At 66.2% G+C, this 18581-nt stretch carries 16 protein-coding genes; 7 read left to right on the forward strand and 9 right to left on the reverse strand.

Features of this window, described 5'->3' with window-relative positions; all coding sequences use genetic code 11:
* Positions 1–32: 32 nt before the first annotated feature.
* Positions 33–1025 (forward strand): adenosine kinase, encoded by a 993-nt coding sequence (locus tag ACH0BU_RS06580; protein WP_125945129.1) that lies wholly within the window; start codon positions 33–35, stop codon positions 1023–1025.
* A 50-nt stretch (positions 1026–1075) separates the two neighbouring features.
* Here ACH0BU_RS06580 and ACH0BU_RS06585 read toward each other — a convergent pair whose 3' ends face one another.
* The 3 genes from ACH0BU_RS06585 to ACH0BU_RS06595 are packed head-to-tail and all read right to left on the reverse strand — an operon-like array spanning position 1076 to position 3603.
* On the reverse strand, positions 1076–1384 hold the full coding sequence (locus ACH0BU_RS06585; RefSeq protein WP_125945130.1) for a hypothetical protein: 309 nt from the start codon (positions 1382–1384) through the stop codon (positions 1076–1078).
* Positions 1381–2724, reverse strand: a complete 1344-nt coding sequence (locus ACH0BU_RS06590) for an amidohydrolase (protein WP_296221405.1) — start codon at positions 2722–2724, stop codon at positions 1381–1383. Before ACH0BU_RS06590 ends, ACH0BU_RS06585 begins: the two co-directional genes overlap by 4 nt.
* 57 nt (positions 2725–2781) lie before the next feature.
* The gene (locus tag ACH0BU_RS06595) at positions 2782–3603 is read right to left on the reverse strand and encodes a ferredoxin--NADP reductase (RefSeq protein ID WP_296221404.1); all 822 of its coding nucleotides are present in this window, start codon (positions 3601–3603) and stop codon (positions 2782–2784) included.
* Positions 3604–3956: 353 nt separating this feature from the next.
* On the opposite strand from ACH0BU_RS06595, the gene uvrB reads away from it, so the two are divergent.
* Complete coding sequence (gene uvrB, locus ACH0BU_RS06600) at positions 3957–6149, forward strand: excinuclease ABC subunit UvrB (protein ID WP_314472401.1); 2193 nt, start codon at positions 3957–3959, stop codon at positions 6147–6149.
* Positions 6150–6176: 27 nt separating this feature from the next.
* On the opposite strand, the gene ACH0BU_RS06605 is transcribed toward uvrB, so the two are convergent.
* Complete coding sequence (locus ACH0BU_RS06605) at positions 6177–6551, reverse strand: PRC-barrel domain-containing protein (RefSeq protein WP_125945133.1); 375 nt, start codon at positions 6549–6551, stop codon at positions 6177–6179.
* A gap of 98 nt (positions 6552–6649) precedes the next feature.
* Between ACH0BU_RS06605 and ACH0BU_RS06610 the strand changes: the two genes are divergently transcribed.
* The 3 genes from ACH0BU_RS06610 to ACH0BU_RS06620 all read left to right on the forward strand — a co-directional run bounded on the left by ACH0BU_RS06610 (position 6650) and on the right by ACH0BU_RS06620 (position 8730).
* Positions 6650–7183 carry a hypothetical protein gene (locus ACH0BU_RS06610; RefSeq protein ID WP_296218094.1) on the forward strand — a complete coding sequence of 178 codons (534 nt, stop codon included), beginning with the start codon at positions 6650–6652 and terminating at the stop codon, positions 7181–7183.
* A gap of 475 nt (positions 7184–7658) precedes the next feature.
* The gene (locus tag ACH0BU_RS06615) at positions 7659–8306 is read left to right on the forward strand and encodes a peptidylprolyl isomerase (protein ID WP_296218092.1); all 648 of its coding nucleotides are present in this window, start codon (positions 7659–7661) and stop codon (positions 8304–8306) included.
* A gap of 121 nt (positions 8307–8427) precedes the next feature.
* Entirely contained in the window at positions 8428–8730 is a 303-nt protein-coding gene (locus ACH0BU_RS06620) for a hypothetical protein (RefSeq protein WP_136450451.1), read from the forward strand.
* A 14-nt stretch (positions 8731–8744) separates the two neighbouring features.
* Here ACH0BU_RS06620 and ACH0BU_RS06625 read toward each other — a convergent pair whose 3' ends face one another.
* The 5 genes from ACH0BU_RS06625 to ku all read right to left on the reverse strand — a co-directional run bounded on the left by ACH0BU_RS06625 (position 8745) and on the right by ku (position 16940).
* A complete protein-coding gene (locus ACH0BU_RS06625) occupies positions 8745–9938 on the reverse strand; it encodes a multidrug effflux MFS transporter (protein WP_145120826.1) in 1194 nt (397 codons plus the stop codon).
* 84 nt (positions 9939–10022) lie between these two features.
* Positions 10023–10913, reverse strand: coding sequence for a transglutaminase family protein (locus tag ACH0BU_RS06630; protein WP_296218091.1), 891 nt, complete (start codon positions 10911–10913; stop codon positions 10023–10025).
* On the reverse strand, positions 10910–13396 hold the full coding sequence (locus tag ACH0BU_RS06635; RefSeq protein ID WP_500263896.1) for a circularly permuted type 2 ATP-grasp protein: 2487 nt from the start codon (positions 13394–13396) through the stop codon (positions 10910–10912). The genes ACH0BU_RS06630 and ACH0BU_RS06635 overlap by 4 nt, the downstream gene beginning before the upstream one ends.
* A gap of 115 nt (positions 13397–13511) precedes the next feature.
* Complete coding sequence (gene ligD, locus ACH0BU_RS06640; RefSeq protein WP_500263874.1) at positions 13512–15995, reverse strand: DNA ligase D; 2484 nt, start codon at positions 15993–15995, stop codon at positions 13512–13514.
* Between the two features lie 33 nt (positions 15996–16028).
* Positions 16029–16940 carry a non-homologous end joining protein Ku gene (gene ku, locus ACH0BU_RS06645; protein WP_136450453.1) on the reverse strand — a complete coding sequence of 304 codons (912 nt, stop codon included), beginning with the start codon at positions 16938–16940 and terminating at the stop codon, positions 16029–16031.
* Between the two features lie 87 nt (positions 16941–17027).
* Here ku and pdxH point away from each other — a divergent pair, with 87 nt between their 5' ends.
* On the forward strand, positions 17028–17606 hold the full coding sequence (gene pdxH, locus ACH0BU_RS06650) for a pyridoxamine 5'-phosphate oxidase (protein WP_125945138.1): 579 nt from the start codon (positions 17028–17030) through the stop codon (positions 17604–17606).
* The gene (locus ACH0BU_RS06655) at positions 17603–18550 is read left to right on the forward strand and encodes a cation diffusion facilitator family transporter (protein ID WP_046409079.1); all 948 of its coding nucleotides are present in this window, start codon (positions 17603–17605) and stop codon (positions 18548–18550) included. The genes pdxH and ACH0BU_RS06655 overlap by 4 nt, the downstream gene beginning before the upstream one ends.
* Positions 18551–18581: the final 31 nt, after the last annotated feature.

Consider the following 18581-nt stretch of genomic DNA (forward strand, 5'->3'; position numbering starts at 1 on the left):
CCCTCATCTTATCGGGATCGGAGTCCCTGCTTTTGACCCAGCCTGCCTATGACGTCGTCGCGATCGGTAATGCGATCGTCGACATCCTGTCTCCCTCCACCGACGCCTTTGTCGCCGAGAACGGCATGACGAAGGGGGCGATGGCGCTCGTCTTCTCTCCTGAGGACGCTGACGCGCTATACGCCAAGATGGGTCCGGGACAGGAAGTGTCCGGCGGCTCCGCGGCGAATACCATCGCCGGCATGGCCGCACTTGGCGGCAAGTGCGCCTTCATCGGCCAGGTTGCCGATGACCAGTTGGGCGCGGTCTTCGCGCACGACATTCGCGCCGCTGGCATCCGTTTCGATACCAATGCGCGCCCCGGCAGCCCGACGACCGGTCGCTGCATGATCTTCGTGACGCCTGATGGGCAGCGCACGATGAACACGTTCCTTGGCGCATCGCACTATCTGCCGGCCGAGGCGCTGGACCGCGATCTGATCGCCAACGCGCAATATCTCTACCTCGAAGGCTACCTCTGGGATCCGGAAGAGCCGCGCGCCGCGATGCGCGAGGCGATCGACATCGCGCGTGCCGCCGGGCGCAAGGTGGCCTTCACGCTGTCGGCGGAATTCGTCATCGATCGTCACCGCGATGCCTTCCACGAGCTGATCAACGCCGGGTTGATCGACGTACTCTTCGCCAATGAGGCGGAAATCGTCGCGCTGACCCAGGCGGCCGACACCGAAGGCGCGATCGCTGCGGTCAAGGACAAGGTGCCGCTGCTGGTCGTGACGATGAGCGAGGAGGGCGCCTGCGCCATAACCGGCGACCAACGCGTCCACGTACCGGCAGCACCGGTCGACAAGGTGGTCGACACGACCGGCGCGGGCGATCTGTTCGCCGCCGGCTTCCTGCATGGTCAGGCGCAGGGCTGGGATCTGGAGCGTTCGCTTCGCCTGGGGGCGATCTGCGCCGCGGAAGTGATCAGCCATTTCGGCGCGCGTCCGCTCGCCGACCTGAAGGCGCTGGCCGCAGACGCCTGACCGTTACGGGGATCAGGCCAGCGTATCCGGCCTGATCCCCCGTCATCCCCTTACCCGCCGCAATCCGCCTTCCAGCGGGCGTCCATGTCAGCATCGGTGCGCAGCTGCGAGGCGAGCGTCACCTTGCCCGCCTTGACGATAAACCGTTCATAGCCGGTGCGGCCCATGCCGACGCTGGCGTTCACTTCGCCGCAGACCGCGTCGCCATGCGCGATGACGCCTTTGAACTGCGCGCTTTCCGGCTCGCGCAACTGCTGGCGCACCGCTTCGGTACCCGCGCGCACGCGCTCCACCTCTCCCCGATCAGGTGCAACTTCGCACCCGCCCAGCGCCAGCAGAAGCAGGGCGGCGCGCTTCATTGCGCCGCTCCCGCTGCCGTTGCGCCCGGCTTCAGCAGATCGAGCACCGCCGCCGTCATCGCAGTCGCGCCGGTCACCACCACCGGTTCGGGCGTGATCTTGAACAGCGGCGAATGGTGTGACGCGACGGCCGGTCCGCCGTTGCGCGCGGCCTCTAGCGCCGCGCGCGGCGTGCCGCCGACCGCGATGTAATAGCCCTTCACGCCGGTATCGGGCTGGACGAAATAGGCAAAATCCTCTGCCCCCATGCCCATCTGCTGGAACGGCACGACGTTGGCGGCGCCCAGCGTGTCGACCATCACCGCGTTCAGCCGGCGGGCGAGCGGCGTGTCGTTGATCGTGGTGGGCGTTCCCTCGATCTGGGTCACCACGGGCATCTTGTCCTCCGGCATGCCGTTCATGATGCCAACGCCGCGCGCGATCCGCTTGATCCCGTTGACCAGTTGCGCGCGCGTCGCCTCGTCATTGGCGCGCACGGTGACCTGCAGCTTCGCCTCGTCGCTGATGATATTGTGCTTCAGCCCGGCGTGGAACGAACCCACGGTGATGACGCCGGGGAGCAGCGGCGCCCGTTCGCGGCTGACCAGCCCCTGCAGCGCGATCACGATCTGCGACGCCATATAGACCGGGTCCTTGCCGGTATTGGGGCTGGCGCCATGCGCGCCGACCCCGGGCACGACGATGTCGATCGAATCGGACGAGGAATATTGGATCGTCTCGCTGGCCGCGATCTTGCCCGTCTCCATGCTGGCATCGACGTGATAGGCCAGCGCGTAATCGGGCTTGGGGAAGCGGGTGTAGAGGCCGTCGGCCACCATCGCCTTGGCGCCAGCGATCCGCTCCTCGGCCGGCTGCGCGACGAACACCACCGTGCCCTTCCAGCGATCGGTCATCGCGGCGAGGCGGCGCGCGGTGGCGATCAGGCCGACGATATGGGTGTCATGTCCGCAGGCGTGCATCACCGGCACCTCGACGCCGTCGACGCCGATCTGGCGCACGGTGGAGGCATTGGGCAGCCCAGACTTTTCCTGCACCGGCAGGCCATCCATGTCCGCGCGGAGAAGCACCACCGGGCCGGGCCCGTTCTTCAGCACGCCGACCACGCCGGTCTGGCCGACCTTCTCGGTCACCTGCATGCCCGCGATCTTGCGCAGCTCCGCCGCGATCGCGGCCGCCGTCTTGGTCTCGCGGAACGACAGTTCGGGATTGCGATGGAACTGGTCCCACAATTTGCCGAGGTCGCGGTCGTAATCGGCCTTGATCTGGGCCTGATAATCGGGCGCCGCCGCCACGGGCGTGGCGACGGCGCAAAGCAGTGCGGCAACAATCAAACGGCGCATTCTATTCCCCTCTTGTCGCCTGCAGCATAGCCGCCGCGCCGCGGGGGTGAAGCGCGTTTAGTCGACGAAGGCGCGTTCGATCACGAACTGGCCGGGATTGGCGTTCGACCCCTCGGTCATGCCGAGCTGTTCCAGCATCTGCGCCGTCTCGCGGATCATTGCCGTCGATCCGCATAGCATGACGCGGTCGGTTTCCGGATCGAACTTCGCCGGGCCGGTCACCGGCGGCGCAAACAGGCGACCGTCGGCGATCAGATCGGTGATCCGGCCCTTGGTCTCGAATTCCTCACGCGTGACGGTGGGGATATAGTGGAATTGCTCCGCTGCCTGGTCGCCGACCAACGGATCGTCCGCCAGCCGCGCGCCCAGCTCTTCGCGGAACGCCAGGTCGTTCACCCGGCGCACGCCGTGGACGACGATCACCTGGTTGAAGCGCTCGTACACTTCCGGGTCGCGCGCGAGGCTCAGGAACGGGGCAAGACCGGTCCCGGTCGACAGCAGCCACAGCCGCTCGCCACCCAGCAGCGCGTCGCAGACCAGCGTGCCGGTCGGCTTCTTGCCCATATACAGCTGGTCGCCCGGCTGGATCATCTGCAGCCGGCCGGTCAGCGGGCCCTCCTGCACCTTGATCGACAGGAATTCGAGTTCATCGGCATAGGACGGGCTGGCGATCGAATAAGCGCGCATGATCGGCTTGGCCGAATCATCCTCGCCGGGCAGGCCGATCATGATGAATTCGCCCGAGCGGAAGCGCAGCGACGACGGGCGATCCACCGCGAAGCTGAACAGATGCTCGTTCCAGTGGCGCACCCATTTCACGTTGACCGTCAGGAAGGCCTTGTGGTCGGGAATCAACTTCGGTTCTGCAAGTACGGTCAACGATCTCGCTCCTTGATGGCGCCTGGTGCGACTGGCGGCGCCATCCAAACATCGGCAGTCTTCAACACCTGACCGCCACTCGGGTTACCAACAACGTCGTCGTCCTGCGCCCCCGCCGCAAGCAAGAAAAGCTGACGGCACGAAAAGCCGGCCACGCGCACGGCCCCTGCATCATGCAGGGGGCGAGCCATGGTCAGCGCCTGACGATCCTGCGCAGCCTCAGACACTTCTGCCCGGGGCGCGCCAACGACCGCTCAAGTAGGTGAAGCACGGTCGGAGTGCAACGCGCCCGCCGGCACGACAGCAGCAGCATTGCTCTTCCGCGCCGCACCCTGCGCCCCCATATTGCCGCAATGGCGATCCAGATCCGTACCTCGCTTGCTGAACCCGAAACCGGCGAGAATTTCGTTCCCCATCGGCCGCAGCGCCCGGACAAGGTGGAGGGCGGCAAGCCGTTCAAGCTGGTGTCCGATTACCAGCCCGCAGGTGACCAGCCGACCGCGATCCGCGAGCTCGTCGGTGCCGCGCTGGCGGGCGAGAAGGATCAGGTGCTGCTGGGCGTCACCGGATCAGGCAAGACCTTCACCATGGCGAAGGTGATCGAGGAATTGCAGCGCCCCGCGCTGATCCTCGCGCCGAACAAGATCCTGGCGGCGCAGCTCTATGGGGAGTTCAAGAGCTTCTTCCCCGAGAATGCGGTCGAATATTTCGTCAGCTACTACGATTATTATCAGCCCGAGGCGTATGTCCCCCGGTCCGACACGTACATCGAGAAGGAAAGCTCGGTGAACGAGGCGATCGACCGGATGCGCCATTCGGCCACCCGATCGCTGCTGGAGCGGGACGACGTACTGATCGTCGCCTCCGTCTCCTGCCTTTACGGTATTGGATCGGTCGAAACCTACTCGGCGATGATCTTTGACCTGAAGAAGGGCCAGACGGTCGACCAGCGCGAGATCGTGCGGAAGCTCGTCGCGCTTCAGTACAAGCGCAACGATGCAGCGTTCCAGCGCGGCAATTTCCGCGTGAAGGGCGACAATCTGGAAATCTTCCCCAGCCACCTCGAGGATGCGGCGTGGCGGATCAGCTTCTTCGGTGATGACATCGAGGAGATCGTCGAGTTCGACCCGCTGACCGGCAAGAAGGCGGCGAGCATGAACTCGGTGCGCGTCTATGCGAACTCGCACTATGTGACCCCCGGGCCGACGATGAAGCAGGCGACCGAGGCGATCCGCCACGAACTGGCGGAGCGGCTGAAGGAGCTGGAGGCGGAGGGCAAGCTGCTGGAGCATCAGCGGCTGGAGCAGCGCACCAATTTCGACCTCGAGATGATCGCCGCGACCGGCAGCTGCAACGGGATCGAGAATTACAGCCGATTCCTCACCGGGCGCCTGCCGGGCGAGCCGCCGCCCACCTTGTTCGAATATCTGCCCGAAAACGCATTGCTGTTCGTCGACGAGAGCCATCAGACGGTGCCGCAGATCGGCGCGATGGCGCGCGGTGACCATCGGCGAAAGATCACGCTTGCCGAATATGGCTTCCGCCTGCCGAGCTGCATCGACAACCGCCCGCTGCGCTTCAACGAATGGGATGCGATGCGCCCGCAGACGGTCAGCGTCTCGGCGACACCCGGCCACTGGGAGATGGAGCAGACCGGCGGCGTCTTTGCCGAACAGGTCATTCGCCCCACCGGCCTCATCGATCCGCCGGTCGAGATCCGCCCGGTCGAGGAGCAGGTGCAGGATTGCATCGTCGAATGCCGCAAGACCGCGGAGCTCGGCTATCGCACCCTCGTCACCACGCTGACCAAGCGGATGGCGGAGGATCTGACCGAGTATATGCACGAGGCGGGCGTGAAGGTCCGCTACATGCACTCCGACGTCGAGACGCTGGAGCGTATCGAGCTGATCCGTGACCTTCGCCTTGGCGTCTATGACGTGCTGATCGGCATCAACCTGCTGCGCGAGGGGCTCGACATCCCTGAATGTGGCCTCGTGTGCATCATGGATGCGGACAAGGAAGGCTTCCTGCGTTCCGAGACGTCGCTGATCCAGACGATCGGGCGCGCGGCGCGCAACGTCGACGGGCGGGTGATCCTCTACGCCGATCGCATCACCGGCTCGATGGAGCGGGCGATGAACGAGACGGCGCGTCGCCGCGAGAAGCAGGAAGCGTATAACCGCGAGCACGGCATCACGCCGACCACGATCAAGCGCAACATCGGCGATATCATCGCGCATGTGTCGAACCAGGACAGCGTGCTGATCGACACCGGCGACGAGCAGCGGCCGCACATGGTGGGACACAATCTGCGCGCCTATATCGAGGAACTCGAGAAGAAGATGCGCAAGGCCGCGTCCGACTTGGAGTTCGAGGAAGCCGGCCGCCTGCGCGATGAGATCCGCGCGCTGGAGCAGGAGGAGCTTGGCCTGCCGGTGCAGGAGCACAAGGCGCCGCTGATGGGCCGCAGCAACGAGGGCAAGCCGGGCACGCGCAAGACGCGCTTCGGCAAGCAGCAGGCGATCAGGATGGCGAAGCGGCGGTAGGGCGCGCCTGCCGCCGCCGGCAAAGCCCTATCGAAGCGTCAGGTCCTCGCCGCTCACCCCGTAATAGCCGGCGACGCGATCGGCATAGGCCTGGTCGAAATGCGGTGCATTGCTGGCCCAGCTCGGCCCGCCTTCGAGCATGCGGCGGTCGATCGTGACCACATACAGGTCGCGGACAGGATCAAAGCTCAACAGCGAGAAGGGCAGGGCATAATAGCTTTTCCCCATGCCCAGGAACCCGCCGAGGCTCAGCACCGCATGGGTCACGCGCCCGCTGACCTTGTGGGTCAGGAACGACTGCACCGTCCCGATCTTGTCACCGTCGCGACTTTCGACCTTTACGGTGGAGACGAGCGTCGCTTCGATCAGGGCAAGAGTGGTCGGCGTGTCGGCGGTGCTCATCATTGTCTCCCGGTCGGGCGGATGGTGTTTCGCTGAACCGATGGTCCCGCGCGGCGGTTCCGGTTGAGCCGGGGCGCCGGTGCGCGCTAGGGTGGGCCATGCGCCTTCTGCCTGCCGCCGCCCTTCTTCTCCCGATCAGCATGGCGGCCTGCGTCGCCCCGCCGGCCGATGCTCCCCCGCCGCCACCGCCTCCGGTCACCGCGCCAGCGCCGCCGCAGCCGCCCAAGCCGGCGCCGCTGGCGGCCGACTGGCAGGATTGGCCCTTGACGCCCGGAACCTGGCGCTATGCCCGCGAAAGCGGCGGCACGCGCGCGGTGTTCGGGCCGGGCAACGGCGCGCCCCTGTTGTCGCTGCGCTGTGACCTGGCGGGTCGCCGCCTCGTCCTGTCGCGGCCCGGCGCGCTGCCGGGCGCGATGACGATCCGCACCAGCAGCACGACCCGCGCCGTTCCGGTCCAGGTGTCGACCGGCTCCGCCCCCTCTGCGCAGGCGGTGTTCACCGCGCGCGAGCCGTTGCTGGATGCCATGGCGTTCAGCCGCGGGCGGGTCGCGATCGAGCAGCCGGGCGCGCGGACGCTGGTGGTTCCGCCCTATGCCGAAGTCGGCCGCGTGATCGAGGATTGCCGGGGTTGATCCGATCCGCGGCGGGGCGCGAAGGATCGTGCGAAGCGGCACTGAAAACAAGTCTTGTTTCTGGTCGATAAAGGATTCAGATTGCGGATGTGGCTGACAAGGTCACGCTCGTTATCAACCAGCGAAAGGAGGTGATCCGATGTCTCATGGTTCAGCAATGGGGTCGGTTCAGTTCGTTCGGGGGACGCGCTTCTGATCCTGTGACGCTTCGACGGGAGGTATCCCCCTCCAACCAACGTCGGACGCCGTAGCATTCAGAGGCCCGCATGGTCTCCCGGGCTGGAGCTCTCCGGCCGCTGACCATGTTTAGGGGTTGTCGGGTTGTCCGAAAGGGTGCCCGGCAACCTCTTCTCATATCTGACGCTTCCGCAAGGTGCCTGTAAACGTGCAGGACGCCGCGCCGGGCGACCGCCATGCCGCGCGGAGACGCACCAACGGTGGAGCTTCCCACGCTTGGCCGCTACACGGCGTATCGATGCGTGCTCTCCTTCTCCTGCTTCTCGGCCTCGGCCTGGCCTTCCCCGCTGCGGCGCAGCGCGCCGACCGCGCGACCCCCGGCTATGTGCGGGTGCGGCTGGAAACGGCGTTCGGGCCGATCACGCTGGCGCTGGACGCAAAGCGGGCGCCGGAGACCACCGCGAATTTCATGAAATATGTCGATGACGGCCGTTTCGATGGCGTCAGCTTCTACCGTGTCGCACGCAACAAGAAGGCGCCGCAGTTCGGCTTCATCCAGTCGGGCATCCGCACCGATGCGCGCCGCTTCCTCGACATGATTCCGCATGAATCGACCAAGAAGACCGGGATCAAGCATCTCGACATGACCATCTCGATGGCGCGGCGCGGCCCGCCGGGTTCGGCCAACGGCAATTGGTTCATCTCGGTCGGGGCCATGCCCTGGATGGACTGGAAGCCCGACAATCCCGGCTATGCCGCCTTCGGCCGCGTCGTCGCCGGGCAAGTGGTGGTGAAGAAGATCCTGGCGCAGCCGACGGGCGGGGGCATGAATGGCACGCTGTTGATGAAGCCGATCTACGTGAAGCGCGCGGTGCGGCTCGACGGCAACGCGAAGCCGACTGGCCGGCCCCGGCCATGGGTGCTGGAAGGGCGCAGGGACGGCTAGGCGCCCACGCGGCAGGGGCAGAAGTAGGGTCAGGACAGCGCGCCACTCCACTCGTCGCAAGCTGGACGATATAACGGTACTTTGACGTTGCTATGGCAGTGACACTGACCTAGCAATCGTCATGCAGTACGGCGATCATATGGCCGGATCGGTTACGTCCTTCCGCTACGGCACGGCCGGTTCGCAGCGCCCCTTGGGGCTTTGCTACGAGGAAGCGGACCCCGTAACCGCCTTCGTTCCTCCGCCTCGTCCGCGCTATGAGGAGGCCGATCCCCTCATTGATGACGCGCATGATGTGGACAGCGGCCCGGCACGCGAGCAGCAGCTGTTCTTCATTACCAGCGGGAACCGCAATCCTGCCGAGGACCAGCTGATCCATGCGCTTGCCGCGCCCCTCTACGCGCGCCGCCGCGAGGATGCCTGATCGCGCCTCACCCGCTATGACATGCGGGCGCGGAACAGCTGCCCTTCCTCCACGACCCAGATGATGCCCAGCACGATCAGGCCGATGCACAAATAGCCGATCGCCAGCGGCGTGGTGGTGCCCGCATAGGACTGGCCGATCAGCGTCCCCACGATCACCGCGCCAATGCTGGTGATGAAGCCCTGCAGCGACGACGCGGTGCCGGCGATATGTCCTACCGGCTCCATCGCCATGGCGCCGAAATTGGCGCCGCACAGGCCGATGCAGGTCATGCTGAGCGCCTGGAAGAAGACATAGCTGGCCAGCGTCTCCCACCCCGCGAGCACCACGGCGACATGGACGATCGAAAGCGCGATCAGCGCCAGCACTGCGCTTTGCGAGATGAGCCGCGTGCCCAGCCGCTCCACCAGCCGGCTGTTGAGGAAGGAGGCCGCACCCATGGCGCAGGCGCACAGCGCGAACAACATGGTGAAGCGATCGCCCGCGTCAAACTCGTCGACGAAGATCTGTTGCGACAGCGACACGAAGGCGATGATGCCGCCAAAGGTGAGTGAGGCGGCAATTGCATAGCCCAGCGAATAGCGATTGGTGAGCGTCAGATGATAGCTGCCGCGCAGCGCCTCCATCGAGATCGCCCGCCGCCGCGCAATGGGCAGCGTCTCGGGCAGACGCACCGCGCTCCACGCCAGGACGAACGCCGCAAAGCCGCCCAGCACGTAGAAGATGAAGCGCCATGGCCCGAAGGCGAGCAGCAACTGTCCCAGCGTCGGCGCCAGGATCGGCACCAGGAAGAAGATCATCTGCGCAACTGACATGGTGCGCGCCATCTGCCGCCCGGACGATCCGTCGCGCACGATGGCGACCGCCAGCACGCGGGTGGAGGCGGACATCAACCCCTGCAGCAGCCGCGCGAAGAGCAGGGCGGCAAAGGTTGTCGAACTGGCGGCAAAGATGCTCGCGGCGGTGAATCCCGCCAGCGTCACCAGCAGGATCGGCCGCCGGCCATACCGGTCCGCGAGCGGGCCATAGACCAGCTGCCCCGCGCCGAATCCCACCATATAGACGGTGATGATCCACTGCCGATGGTTCGCTTCCATGATCGACAGGTCACGGCCGATGTCGGCGAGCGCCGGCAGCATCAGGTCGACGCCGAATGCGTTGACTGCCATCACCGCGGCGACAAAGGCCACGAATTCGCGCGGATGCATGCCGGCGGGAGCAGGGTGGGTGTTCATGCAGGGCCTATCGGGAAGGTACGGCAGGAGGACAAGCGGTGGATGGCGGGCGAGGCGCTATTCCTCGCCTTCAGCCAATGGGGCAACGTCGACGGAAACCTCCATCTTCTGCGCCCCCGATCCCAGCACGACACCGTCGACAGGGGCGATTTCGGCATAATCGCGGCCGACCGCGGTGATGATATGGTCGCTGGCCATCCAGATGCCGTTGGTTGGGTCGACACCGATCCAGCCACGCACCGGGCCGCACCATAACAGCACCCAGGCATGCGTCGCATCCGCGCCCACCAGCCGCTCCTGCCCAGGCGGTGGCAGCGTGCGGATATAGCCTGAGGCATAGGCTGCCGGCAGGCCCGCCGCGCGCAGGCCGGTGATCATGATCTGCGCGAAATCCTGACATACGCCGCGCCGCTTCAGGAACGCCTCGTGTGGCGGCGTGTCGACCAGCGTCGCCGCGGGATCAAATTCGAACTCGCGCTGGATCCGCTGCGCCAACGCAATGCCCGCCTCCAGCGCGTTGCGCGAGGGATCGAGATCGGGCGCGCAATAATCGGCGATCTGGCGATCGAGTGGGATCAGCGGGGAGGGGAAGAGATAGCTTGGCGGCCCCGCGGGTGACAGGTCGCGGCTGTCGCGCGCCATTGCGGCAATCTCGCCCAGCGTCGGATCGCCCGGCGCCGGCATCGGCACCGGACGGTCCACCGTCATGCGTGCGCAGCTCTCGATCGTCAGCCGCTGGACCGGCACGTCGATCGTGAGGCGCGTCACGTTGGCGAGCCCCGCCTCTGCCCGTGCCGGGGTGCTCCGGCCCGATGGCGTGACGCGCAGCATGTACGATTCCAGCCTTTGTCCCGGCCAGTCGATCGGCTCGAGCCGCAGATTGCAGCGCGCAAACCGCACCGGCGCACCATAGTCGAACCGGGTGACGTGGGTGATGTCGTAGATCATGCCAGCGTCAGCCCGCCGGCGCGCAGCGGCTCCGCCCCTTGCAGGAAATAGCGCCGGGCAATCTCGTTGGAGAGGCCGATCAGCCGCGCCTCCAGCTCGCTCAGCATCTTGCCGTCGAGCGTTCCGGCGCGGGCGCTCGATACGATCGCCTTCAGCTCGGTTGCCTGTTGCTGCTGCTCCTCCGCCATGCCGTCGTCGTTCAGCACCGGCAACGCACAAAGATGCTCCCAGATGCGCTCCACCTGAAAGGCGAGCGAGCGCGGGTTGCCCGTGTCGAGCGCGACCAGATCGACCACCGGCACGCGTGCGAGGCCGGTCAGATAGCGCTGGCGATAGCTGATCTGGCTGTCGGCGAGGTCGAGCAAGGTCGACAGATCATCGAGCGAGGATCCCGCGAGGCCAAAGGTCAGGAGAGCGCGGACCATGGCCAGTGCGCGCTCGATCCGCCGACCGAGATCGTGGAACCGCCAGGCCGCGGTGCGGCTCATATGTTCCGCCGACAGGCCGGCGATCGCCGCGTAGCGCCGCTGAAGCGAGCCCGCGCGATCCAGCGTCCCGCGATGGGTGGGGAAGGGCGCGTCAAGCAGCCGCACCATATCCGCCGACAACCGGTCACGCGAATTGTTGCCGATCCGCCGTGCGTGCAGGTTGATCTCCGCGACCGATTGCCAGCCCTGGCCGACCGATTCCATCGCATGCCGCGCCATCTGGGTCAGGTCCGCCCGCTTGTGGCTGGACGGGCGCGGCGCGGCGCCGGTGCTGGCGATCAATCCTGCCAGCCGCCCGATCGTGTCGCTGCTCAGCGCCGCGCCGCCATCGGCGTCGATCGAATTGCCCAGCATCACGCGGATCACCGCCAGCAGCGCCTCGCCGCGTTCCAGATACCGGCCCAGCCAGAAGAAATTGTCCGCCACGCGGCTCGGCAGGGTGCCGGGATTGCGGCGAATATGCTGGGTGTCGGTTGGCGGCAGCAGCGACACGGGATCGACCGGCGTGTTCCCGTGTACCACGACATCGGCCGACCAGATGCCCTCGCCCATCACCGCCGCGCGCGGATCGGGATGCTCGGCGATGCGGGCGAAGCCGCCCGGCAGCACGACCCAGCGGCCGTCCGGGCCGCGCGCGGCAAAGACACGCAGCGTGAAGGGGCGTGATACCAGGGTGTCACCGGCGACGACCGGCATGGTGGAAAGCCGGACGATCTCCTGCCCGACATAATCCTGCGGCCGACGCGCCAGATCGGCGCGCAGCGCCGTTCGTTGTGCGGCATCGAGATCGCTTCCCGCGACGGCGCTGTCGGTGGGCAAGCCCAGCGTCCCGCCGCCAAAGGCGGGCGCGATGAGCAGATTGTCGAGATCCTCCTCCACCCGCGCGCATTCCGACGGCTGGCCGCACCACCAGGTCGCGATATTGGGCAGGCTGAGGCTGGCGCCGGTCAGGCGAAGGCACAATTGCGGCAGGAATGCGTGCCAGGCGGGCGCCTCCAGCACCCCGACACCGGGTGCGTTCGCCAGCACGACATTGCCGGCGGCATAAGCGTCGATCAGGCCGGGCACCCCGATCTGCGAGTGAGTGTCGAAGGCGAGCGGGTCGAGGAAGCGTGCGTCGAGCCGGCGCCACAGAGCGTCGATCCTCTTCAGCCCGCCGATGGTGCGGACATAGACCTTGTCCTCCAGCGCGGCGAGGTCAGCGCCCTCCACCAGCAGCAGGCCGAGGTAGCGCGCAAGATGTGCCTGCTCGGGATAGCTGACGGTGTAGTTTCCCGGGGTCAGCAGGCCGATGCGGGGATCGGTGCGGTTGCACGATGCGGCGAGGCCGTCGCGAAATGCGGCAAAGAAGGGCGCATGGCGCGCGACATTGAGCCGCGCCTGGAGGCCGCCGAGCGTGCGGCTGACCGCCAGGCGGTTTTCCAGCGCATAGCCCGCACCCGATGGCGTGCGAAGATGATCGGCCAGCACGCGCCATTCGCCGGTCGGCCCGCGGCCCAGGTCCACGGCCATGAAGTGAAGCTGGTGGCCGCCCGGTGGCGGCAGGCCGACGAGCGGGCGCAGGAAGAACGGGCTGCCTGCCACCAGCGCGGCGGGGACCAGCCCGCGGGCGACCAGCTTTGCCTCCCCGTACAGATCAGCAAGGATGGTCTCGAACAGGTCGGCACGTTGCACGATCCCGCGTTCGATCGCGGCCCATTCGTCGCCCTCGATCAGCAGCGGGACCGGGGACAGGGGCCAGGGGCGCTCCTCGTTCTCGCCGGTCACGCGAAATCCCGTGCCGATGTCGGCGGCATGGCGCTGCACGCGTTCGCGGGCGTGCGCCAGGTCATTGCCGACCAGCGCCGCCAGCTCCTCGAACATCGCCAGCCACGGAGTCTCGTCGCCGCCGCACAGCACATCGCCGCCGCTGGCGACATGCGCGCGGTAATCGTCGATCCAGCGACGCGCGTTGGTATAGGGATCAAAAAGGGCGGGCTGTGTCGCCAAGACGATGGGGCTCCTGCGCGGCGCGGACCCTAGCGGGGCCTTGTCGCGGCGCAATATGAAATCGGTGCTGCGGGGAAGGGCGGGATCGGATGGGAGCGCGCGGGCGGAACGGCCCACGGCGTCACAGGTCCGGCAATGTCTGCTCGGCCACCCCCCATCCGGCAAGCGCACGGCTGCCCGCGCGTTCGATCAGTTCAGCCGCGTCCGTGACATGCCAGCGCGCGGCGCTGTCAATGTCGCGCAATTCGGTCCAGGAAACCGGCGCTGCAACGGGGGCGCCGGGACGTGCACGCGCCGCATAGGGCATGATCGCCGTGGCGCCCCGCTGGTTCCTCAGCCAGTCGATGAAGATCCGGCCCTTGCGTTTCGCCTTGCTCATCGTCGCGACAAAGCGGTCCGGCTCGGCCTGCGCCAGCGCACGGGCGAAGCGATCGGCAAAGCTCTTCACCGCCGGCCATTCGGCATCGGGGGTGAGCGGCACGACGACATGCACCCCCTTGCCCCCGGACAGCATCGGGAAGCTGGTGAGGCCAAGCTCGGCGAGCTGGTTTTTCAGATGCTCGGCCGCCTTCTTGGTGTCGCCAAAATCGAGGCCCTCGTCGGGGTCGAGGTCGAACACCAGCCGGTCGGGCTGCTCCAGATGGTCGACCGTCGATCCCCAGCCGTGGAATTCGATCGTGCCCATCTGCACGCAGGCGACCAGCCCGTCGGCATCGTCGACCCAGAGGTAATTTTCGGTCGATCCGTCTTTCCCCGTGATCGGCACCTGATGGACGTGATCGCCGAACGATCCCGCGTCATGCTTCTGGAAGAAGCATTTTCGGGCGCGTCCCTGCGGGCATCGAACGAGGCTGATCGGCCGCCGACCGGCCCAGGGCAGCATGATTCCGGCCACCTCAGCATAATAATCGGCCAGATCGCCCTTGGTGACTTCCGATTCGGGAAAAATCAGCCGATCGCGGCTGCTGACCTTGATGCTGGTCGCCGGAAACGCTGTCGGCGAAGCGGCGGGCGGCGCCTGCGGCTGCTCGATCACCACGTCGTTGGCATCCTTGTCACCGCGCAGCCCGAGGAAGCTCGAGTGGCGCAGCAGCTTGTCCGGCGTGGTCTCGGTGAAGGCGATTTCGGCGACCAGCTTGGGCGTCACCCAATGCGCGCCCTTCACCGCGGCGCGGCCAAGATTCTTGGGCACCTCGACGGTCGGCGTCTTGCGCTCCAGCTTTGCGAGCTTCTCGCTCAGCTCGATCATCAGGTCGTTGGAGAACCCCGTGCCGACCTTGCCCGCATAGCGCAGCTTGCCGTCCTCATGCACGCCGAGCAGCAGCGAGCGGAAGCCGCGCGCCTTGTCGGACGTGGTCCAGCCGACGATCACGAATTCCTGCCGCCGCGTGCACTTGACCTTCACCCACGCCTTGGTGCGCTGCCCGCGATAGGGCGCGTCGGCCTGTTTGGAGACGATCCCCTCCAGCCCCTCGGCGCACATCGTCTCGAACAGTTTTTCACCCGATCCCATGACATGTTCGCTGAACTGCAGCCGGTCGGAGGCGGTGATGATCGGCCGCAGCCGTTCCTTGCGCTGGAGATTGGTGAGCGGGCGCAGATCCTCGCCATCCAGTTCGATGAGGTCGAAGGCGAAGAAGGTCATGTCGCCCGCGGAGGAGATCGCGTTCTTCAGCGTGGAGAAATCGGGCCGCCCGTCCTTGAAGGCGACGATCTCGCCGTCCAGCAGCGCGCTGTCGACCGGCAGCGCCGCCGCGGCGTCAGCAATCGCCTGGAACTTGTCGGTCCAGTCCAGCCCGTTGCGGGTATAGACCTTTGCGGTGCCGCCGCCGACCGCGATCACCGCGCGATAGCCGTCGTATTTCACCTCATGCATCCACGCAGACCCGTCGGGCACGCTGTCCACCAGCGTGCACAATTGCGGCGGGGAGAATGCCGGCGGTGCGCCTTTCGCCTTGCCTTTGCTCGTGCTGCGCCCGCGTGACGCAGGCGCCTTCTTCTTCGCTCGGGTCTTTTCGACCTTCTTCGGTTTCTTACCCTCGGCGATCTCCTGCATGGTCCGGCCAGTGGTGACGCTGGTCAGCGCGGTTTCGACCAACGTGTCCGTGCCGCCGGCGAAGCCATCATCGATCTTGCGCAGCAGCCAGTTCTCGCGCTTTTCCTTGCCCCTGGACTTCAGCCGGATCAGCAGCCACTCGCCCTTCATCCGCTCGCCATCGAGCACGAAATGAAGGTGGCCTTTCTCTAGGTCCTTGGGCGACTTGCCCTTGATCACCGACCAGGTGCCGCGATCCCACAGCATCACCGTGCCGCCGCCATATTCGCCCTTGGGGATCGTGCCCTCGAACGTCGCATAGCTGAGCGGGTGATCCTCGGTCCTGACCGCCAGCCTTTTCTCGTTCGGATCAAGGCTCGGCCCGCGCGTCACCGCCCAGCTTTTCAGCACCCCGTCGAGTTCGAGCCGGAAATCCCAATGCAGCCGCGTCGCATCATGCTTCTGCACGATGAAGCTGTTGCCATTGCCCGGCGCCAACGTGCCGGCGGGCTCGGCCGTCTTCGCGAAGTCGCGCTTGGCATTGTAGAGGGCGAGGGGATCGCTGCTCATGGCGTGACCCCCATCGGCGGCATGAGGATGAGGTCAGGCACGTTTGCGCGCCGCCGGCTTGCTGGCCGTCTTCTTCGCCGGCGTGGTGCGCGACGCGGCCTTCGCAGCGGGCTTCTTGGCGGGCGTGCTCTTGGTCGCCGCGCCAGCACCGCCGGATTTTTCCATCGATTTCTTCAGCGCGGCCATCAGGTCGACGACGTTGGAGGCGGACCGCCCGCCACCGTCATCCTTCTCCTCGATGATCTTGCGATTGCCCTTCTGCTTGCGCTTGCGCTCGATCAGGTCCCTCAGCGCATCGACATAGCGATCGTGGAACTCCTTGGGGTCGAAGGCGGCGCTCTTCTTTTCGATCAGCGCCTCGGCCAGTTCGAGCAGTTCCTCGTCCGGCTTGGCATCGGGAATGTCGCGGAAATAGCCCTGCGCCCGGTTCACCTCATCGGCATAGCGCAAGGTTTCCAGCACCATGCCGCGCCCGCACGGCTTCAGGCTGACGACATATTCGCGCCCGCGCATCGCCAGCTGCCCCAGCCCGACCTTCTTGGTCCGCCGCAACGCCTCGCGCAGCACGATGAACGCTTCCTCCGCCAGGTCGTCCGCCGGCACGACGAAATAGGGCTTCTCATAATACAGGACGTCGATGTCGCTCGCGTCGACGAACTGGGTCAGCTCCAGCGTCTTCTTCGATTCCAGCTTCACCGAATCGATCTCGTCCTGATCGAGCAGGACATATTCGCCCTTGTCGATCTGATAGCCCTTCATGATGTCGTCGGCATCGACCGGCCCGACGCCCTCGGCCACCTTTTCATATTTGATCGGCTTGCCGGTCGGCTCATGGATCTGACGAAAGCTGACGCTCGCGCCCGATTTGACGGCCGAATAGATTTCCACCGGGATGGAGACGAGCGCGAGGCGTATCTGCCCTTGCCAATATGCCCGTGCCGCCATGATCGTCCGCCTTCATCGTTGCGAGGCCGATTCAATTCGCGGCGCGGGGAGTCGTTCCGCCGCATCGCCGGTGCTATGGCAGCCACCATGTCCACCGATCCCTTCGGCCTGTTCGACGCCTGGTTTGCCGAGGCGCAGGAAAGCGAACCCAATGATCCCAACGCGATGGCGCTGGCGACTGCGGATGCCAGCGGGCGGCCTGCCGCGCGCATGGTGCTGCTGAAGGGGCACGGCCCCGATGGCTTCGTGTTCTACACCAATCGCGAGAGCCGCAAGGCGCACGACCTGAAGGAGAATATGCAGGCTGCGCTGCTGTTCCACTGGAAGTCGCTGCGCCGGCAAATCCGCATCGAGGGCGTGGTGGAACGGGTGAGCGACGCCGAGAGCGACGCCTATTTCGCCTCGCGTAGCCGCGACTCGCAGCTGGGCGCCTGGGCGTCCGAACAATCCCGTCCGCTCGCCGCCCGCTCGATCTTCGAGGGGCGGTTCGAGGCGATGCAATTCCGGTTCGAAGGTAGCGACGTGCCGCGCCCGCCGCATTGGGGCGGGTATCGCGTAGTGCCCGATCGCATCGAGTTCTGGCAGGATCGCGCGCATCGCCTACATGAGCGTCGATTGTTCACGCGTGAAGAAGCGGGGTGGACGGAAGGCTTGCTCTACCCATGACCAACGACGAACGCCGCCGGATCATCCCGCTTGCGATGCGCGCCGCCCTGGCGAGCGTCGCGACGGCAGCGTTCCTGCTGGCGCTGAAGGGCTTTGCCGCGTGGCACACCGGATCGGTCGCGATGCTCGGCTCGCTGGCCGATACCGCGCTCGACCTGCTGGCGAGCCTCGTCACCCTTTACGGAGTCAAGGTGGCGGCGGAGCCGGCGGACCACGATCACCGTTTCGGCCATGGCAAGGCGGAGGCGCTGGCGGCATTGTTCCAGGTGGTGCTGATCACTGCCTCGGCGATCGGCATCGCATGGCGCGCGATCGAGCGGCTGACCAATCCGCAGGTCAATCAGGACGCGACGCTGGGCATCGGCGTGTCGGTGGCGGCGATCGTCGCGACCTTTGCGCTGCTCGCCTATCAACGCAGCGTCATCCGGCGCACCGGATCGGTCGCGATCCTCGCCGACAATGTCCATTACCAGTCGGACGTCCTGCTCAACGTGGCGGTGATCGCGGCGCTGGTGCTCGATCAGTTCGCCAGCGTGCCCGGCGCCGATCCTATCTTCGGCATCGCCATCGCGATGTGGCTCGCATGGGGCGCGTTCAAGGCGTCGAGCCAGGCGATCGACATGCTGATGGACAAGGAATGGCCGGAAGATCAGCGCGCCGCCTTTATCGAGGTTGCCGCGCGCCAACCCGGCATCCGCGGCATCCATGATTTCCGCACCCGGCGGGCCGGCGCGCATGATTTCGCGCAATTCCACATGGAGGTGGATCGCACGCTGACCGTCGCCGCCGCGCACGACATCGTGGAGAATGTCGAACGCCGGCTGCGCGACGTGTTTCCGCGCGTGGAGGTGCTGATCCATCTCGATCCGGAGGGGCATGTCGATACCGACAATCCACTGGTCGAGGCGGACGTGACGCCGCATTGGTTCGGCAAGCGTATCTGAACCTCGCCGCTGATCCGGCGTTCGCAGCCGC

Source organism: Sphingomonas olei (genome assembly GCF_045369765.1).
GTDB lineage: Bacteria > Pseudomonadota > Alphaproteobacteria > Sphingomonadales > Sphingomonadaceae > Sphingomonas > Sphingomonas panaciterrae.

Bases quoted from the DNA above. Each gene is read 5' to 3' on its own strand.
- ACH0BU_RS06585 (WP_125945130.1), bottom strand. From the start codon at position 1,384: ATGAAGCGCGCCGCCCTGCTTCTGCTGGCGCTGGGCGGGTGCGAAGTT.
- ACH0BU_RS06590 (WP_296221405.1), bottom strand. From the start codon at position 2,724: ATGCGCCGTTTGATTGTTGCCGCACTGCTTTGCGCCGTCGCCACGCCC.
- uvrB (WP_314472401.1), top strand. From the start codon at position 3,957: ATGGCGATCCAGATCCGTACCTCGCTTGCTGAACCCGAAACCGGCGAG.
- ACH0BU_RS06605 (WP_125945133.1), bottom strand. From the start codon at position 6,551: ATGAGCACCGCCGACACGCCGACCACTCTTGCCCTGATCGAAGCGACG.
- ACH0BU_RS06610 (WP_296218094.1), top strand. From the start codon at position 6,650: ATGCGCCTTCTGCCTGCCGCCGCCCTTCTTCTCCCGATCAGCATGGCG.
- ACH0BU_RS06615 (WP_296218092.1), top strand. From the start codon at position 7,659: ATGCGTGCTCTCCTTCTCCTGCTTCTCGGCCTCGGCCTGGCCTTCCCC.
- ACH0BU_RS06620 (WP_136450451.1), top strand. From the start codon at position 8,428: ATGCAGTACGGCGATCATATGGCCGGATCGGTTACGTCCTTCCGCTAC.
- ACH0BU_RS06625 (WP_145120826.1), bottom strand. From the start codon at position 9,938: ATGCATCCGCGCGAATTCGTGGCCTTTGTCGCCGCGGTGATGGCAGTC.
- ACH0BU_RS06630 (WP_296218091.1), bottom strand. From the start codon at position 10,913: ATGATCTACGACATCACCCACGTCACCCGGTTCGACTATGGTGCGCCG.
- ligD (WP_500263874.1), bottom strand. From the start codon at position 15,995: ATGAGCAGCGATCCCCTCGCCCTCTACAATGCCAAGCGCGACTTCGCG.
- ku (WP_136450453.1), bottom strand. From the start codon at position 16,940: ATGGCGGCACGGGCATATTGGCAAGGGCAGATACGCCTCGCGCTCGTC.
- pdxH (WP_125945138.1), top strand. From the start codon at position 17,028: ATGTCCACCGATCCCTTCGGCCTGTTCGACGCCTGGTTTGCCGAGGCG.
- ACH0BU_RS06655 (WP_046409079.1), top strand. From the start codon at position 17,603: ATGACCAACGACGAACGCCGCCGGATCATCCCGCTTGCGATGCGCGCC.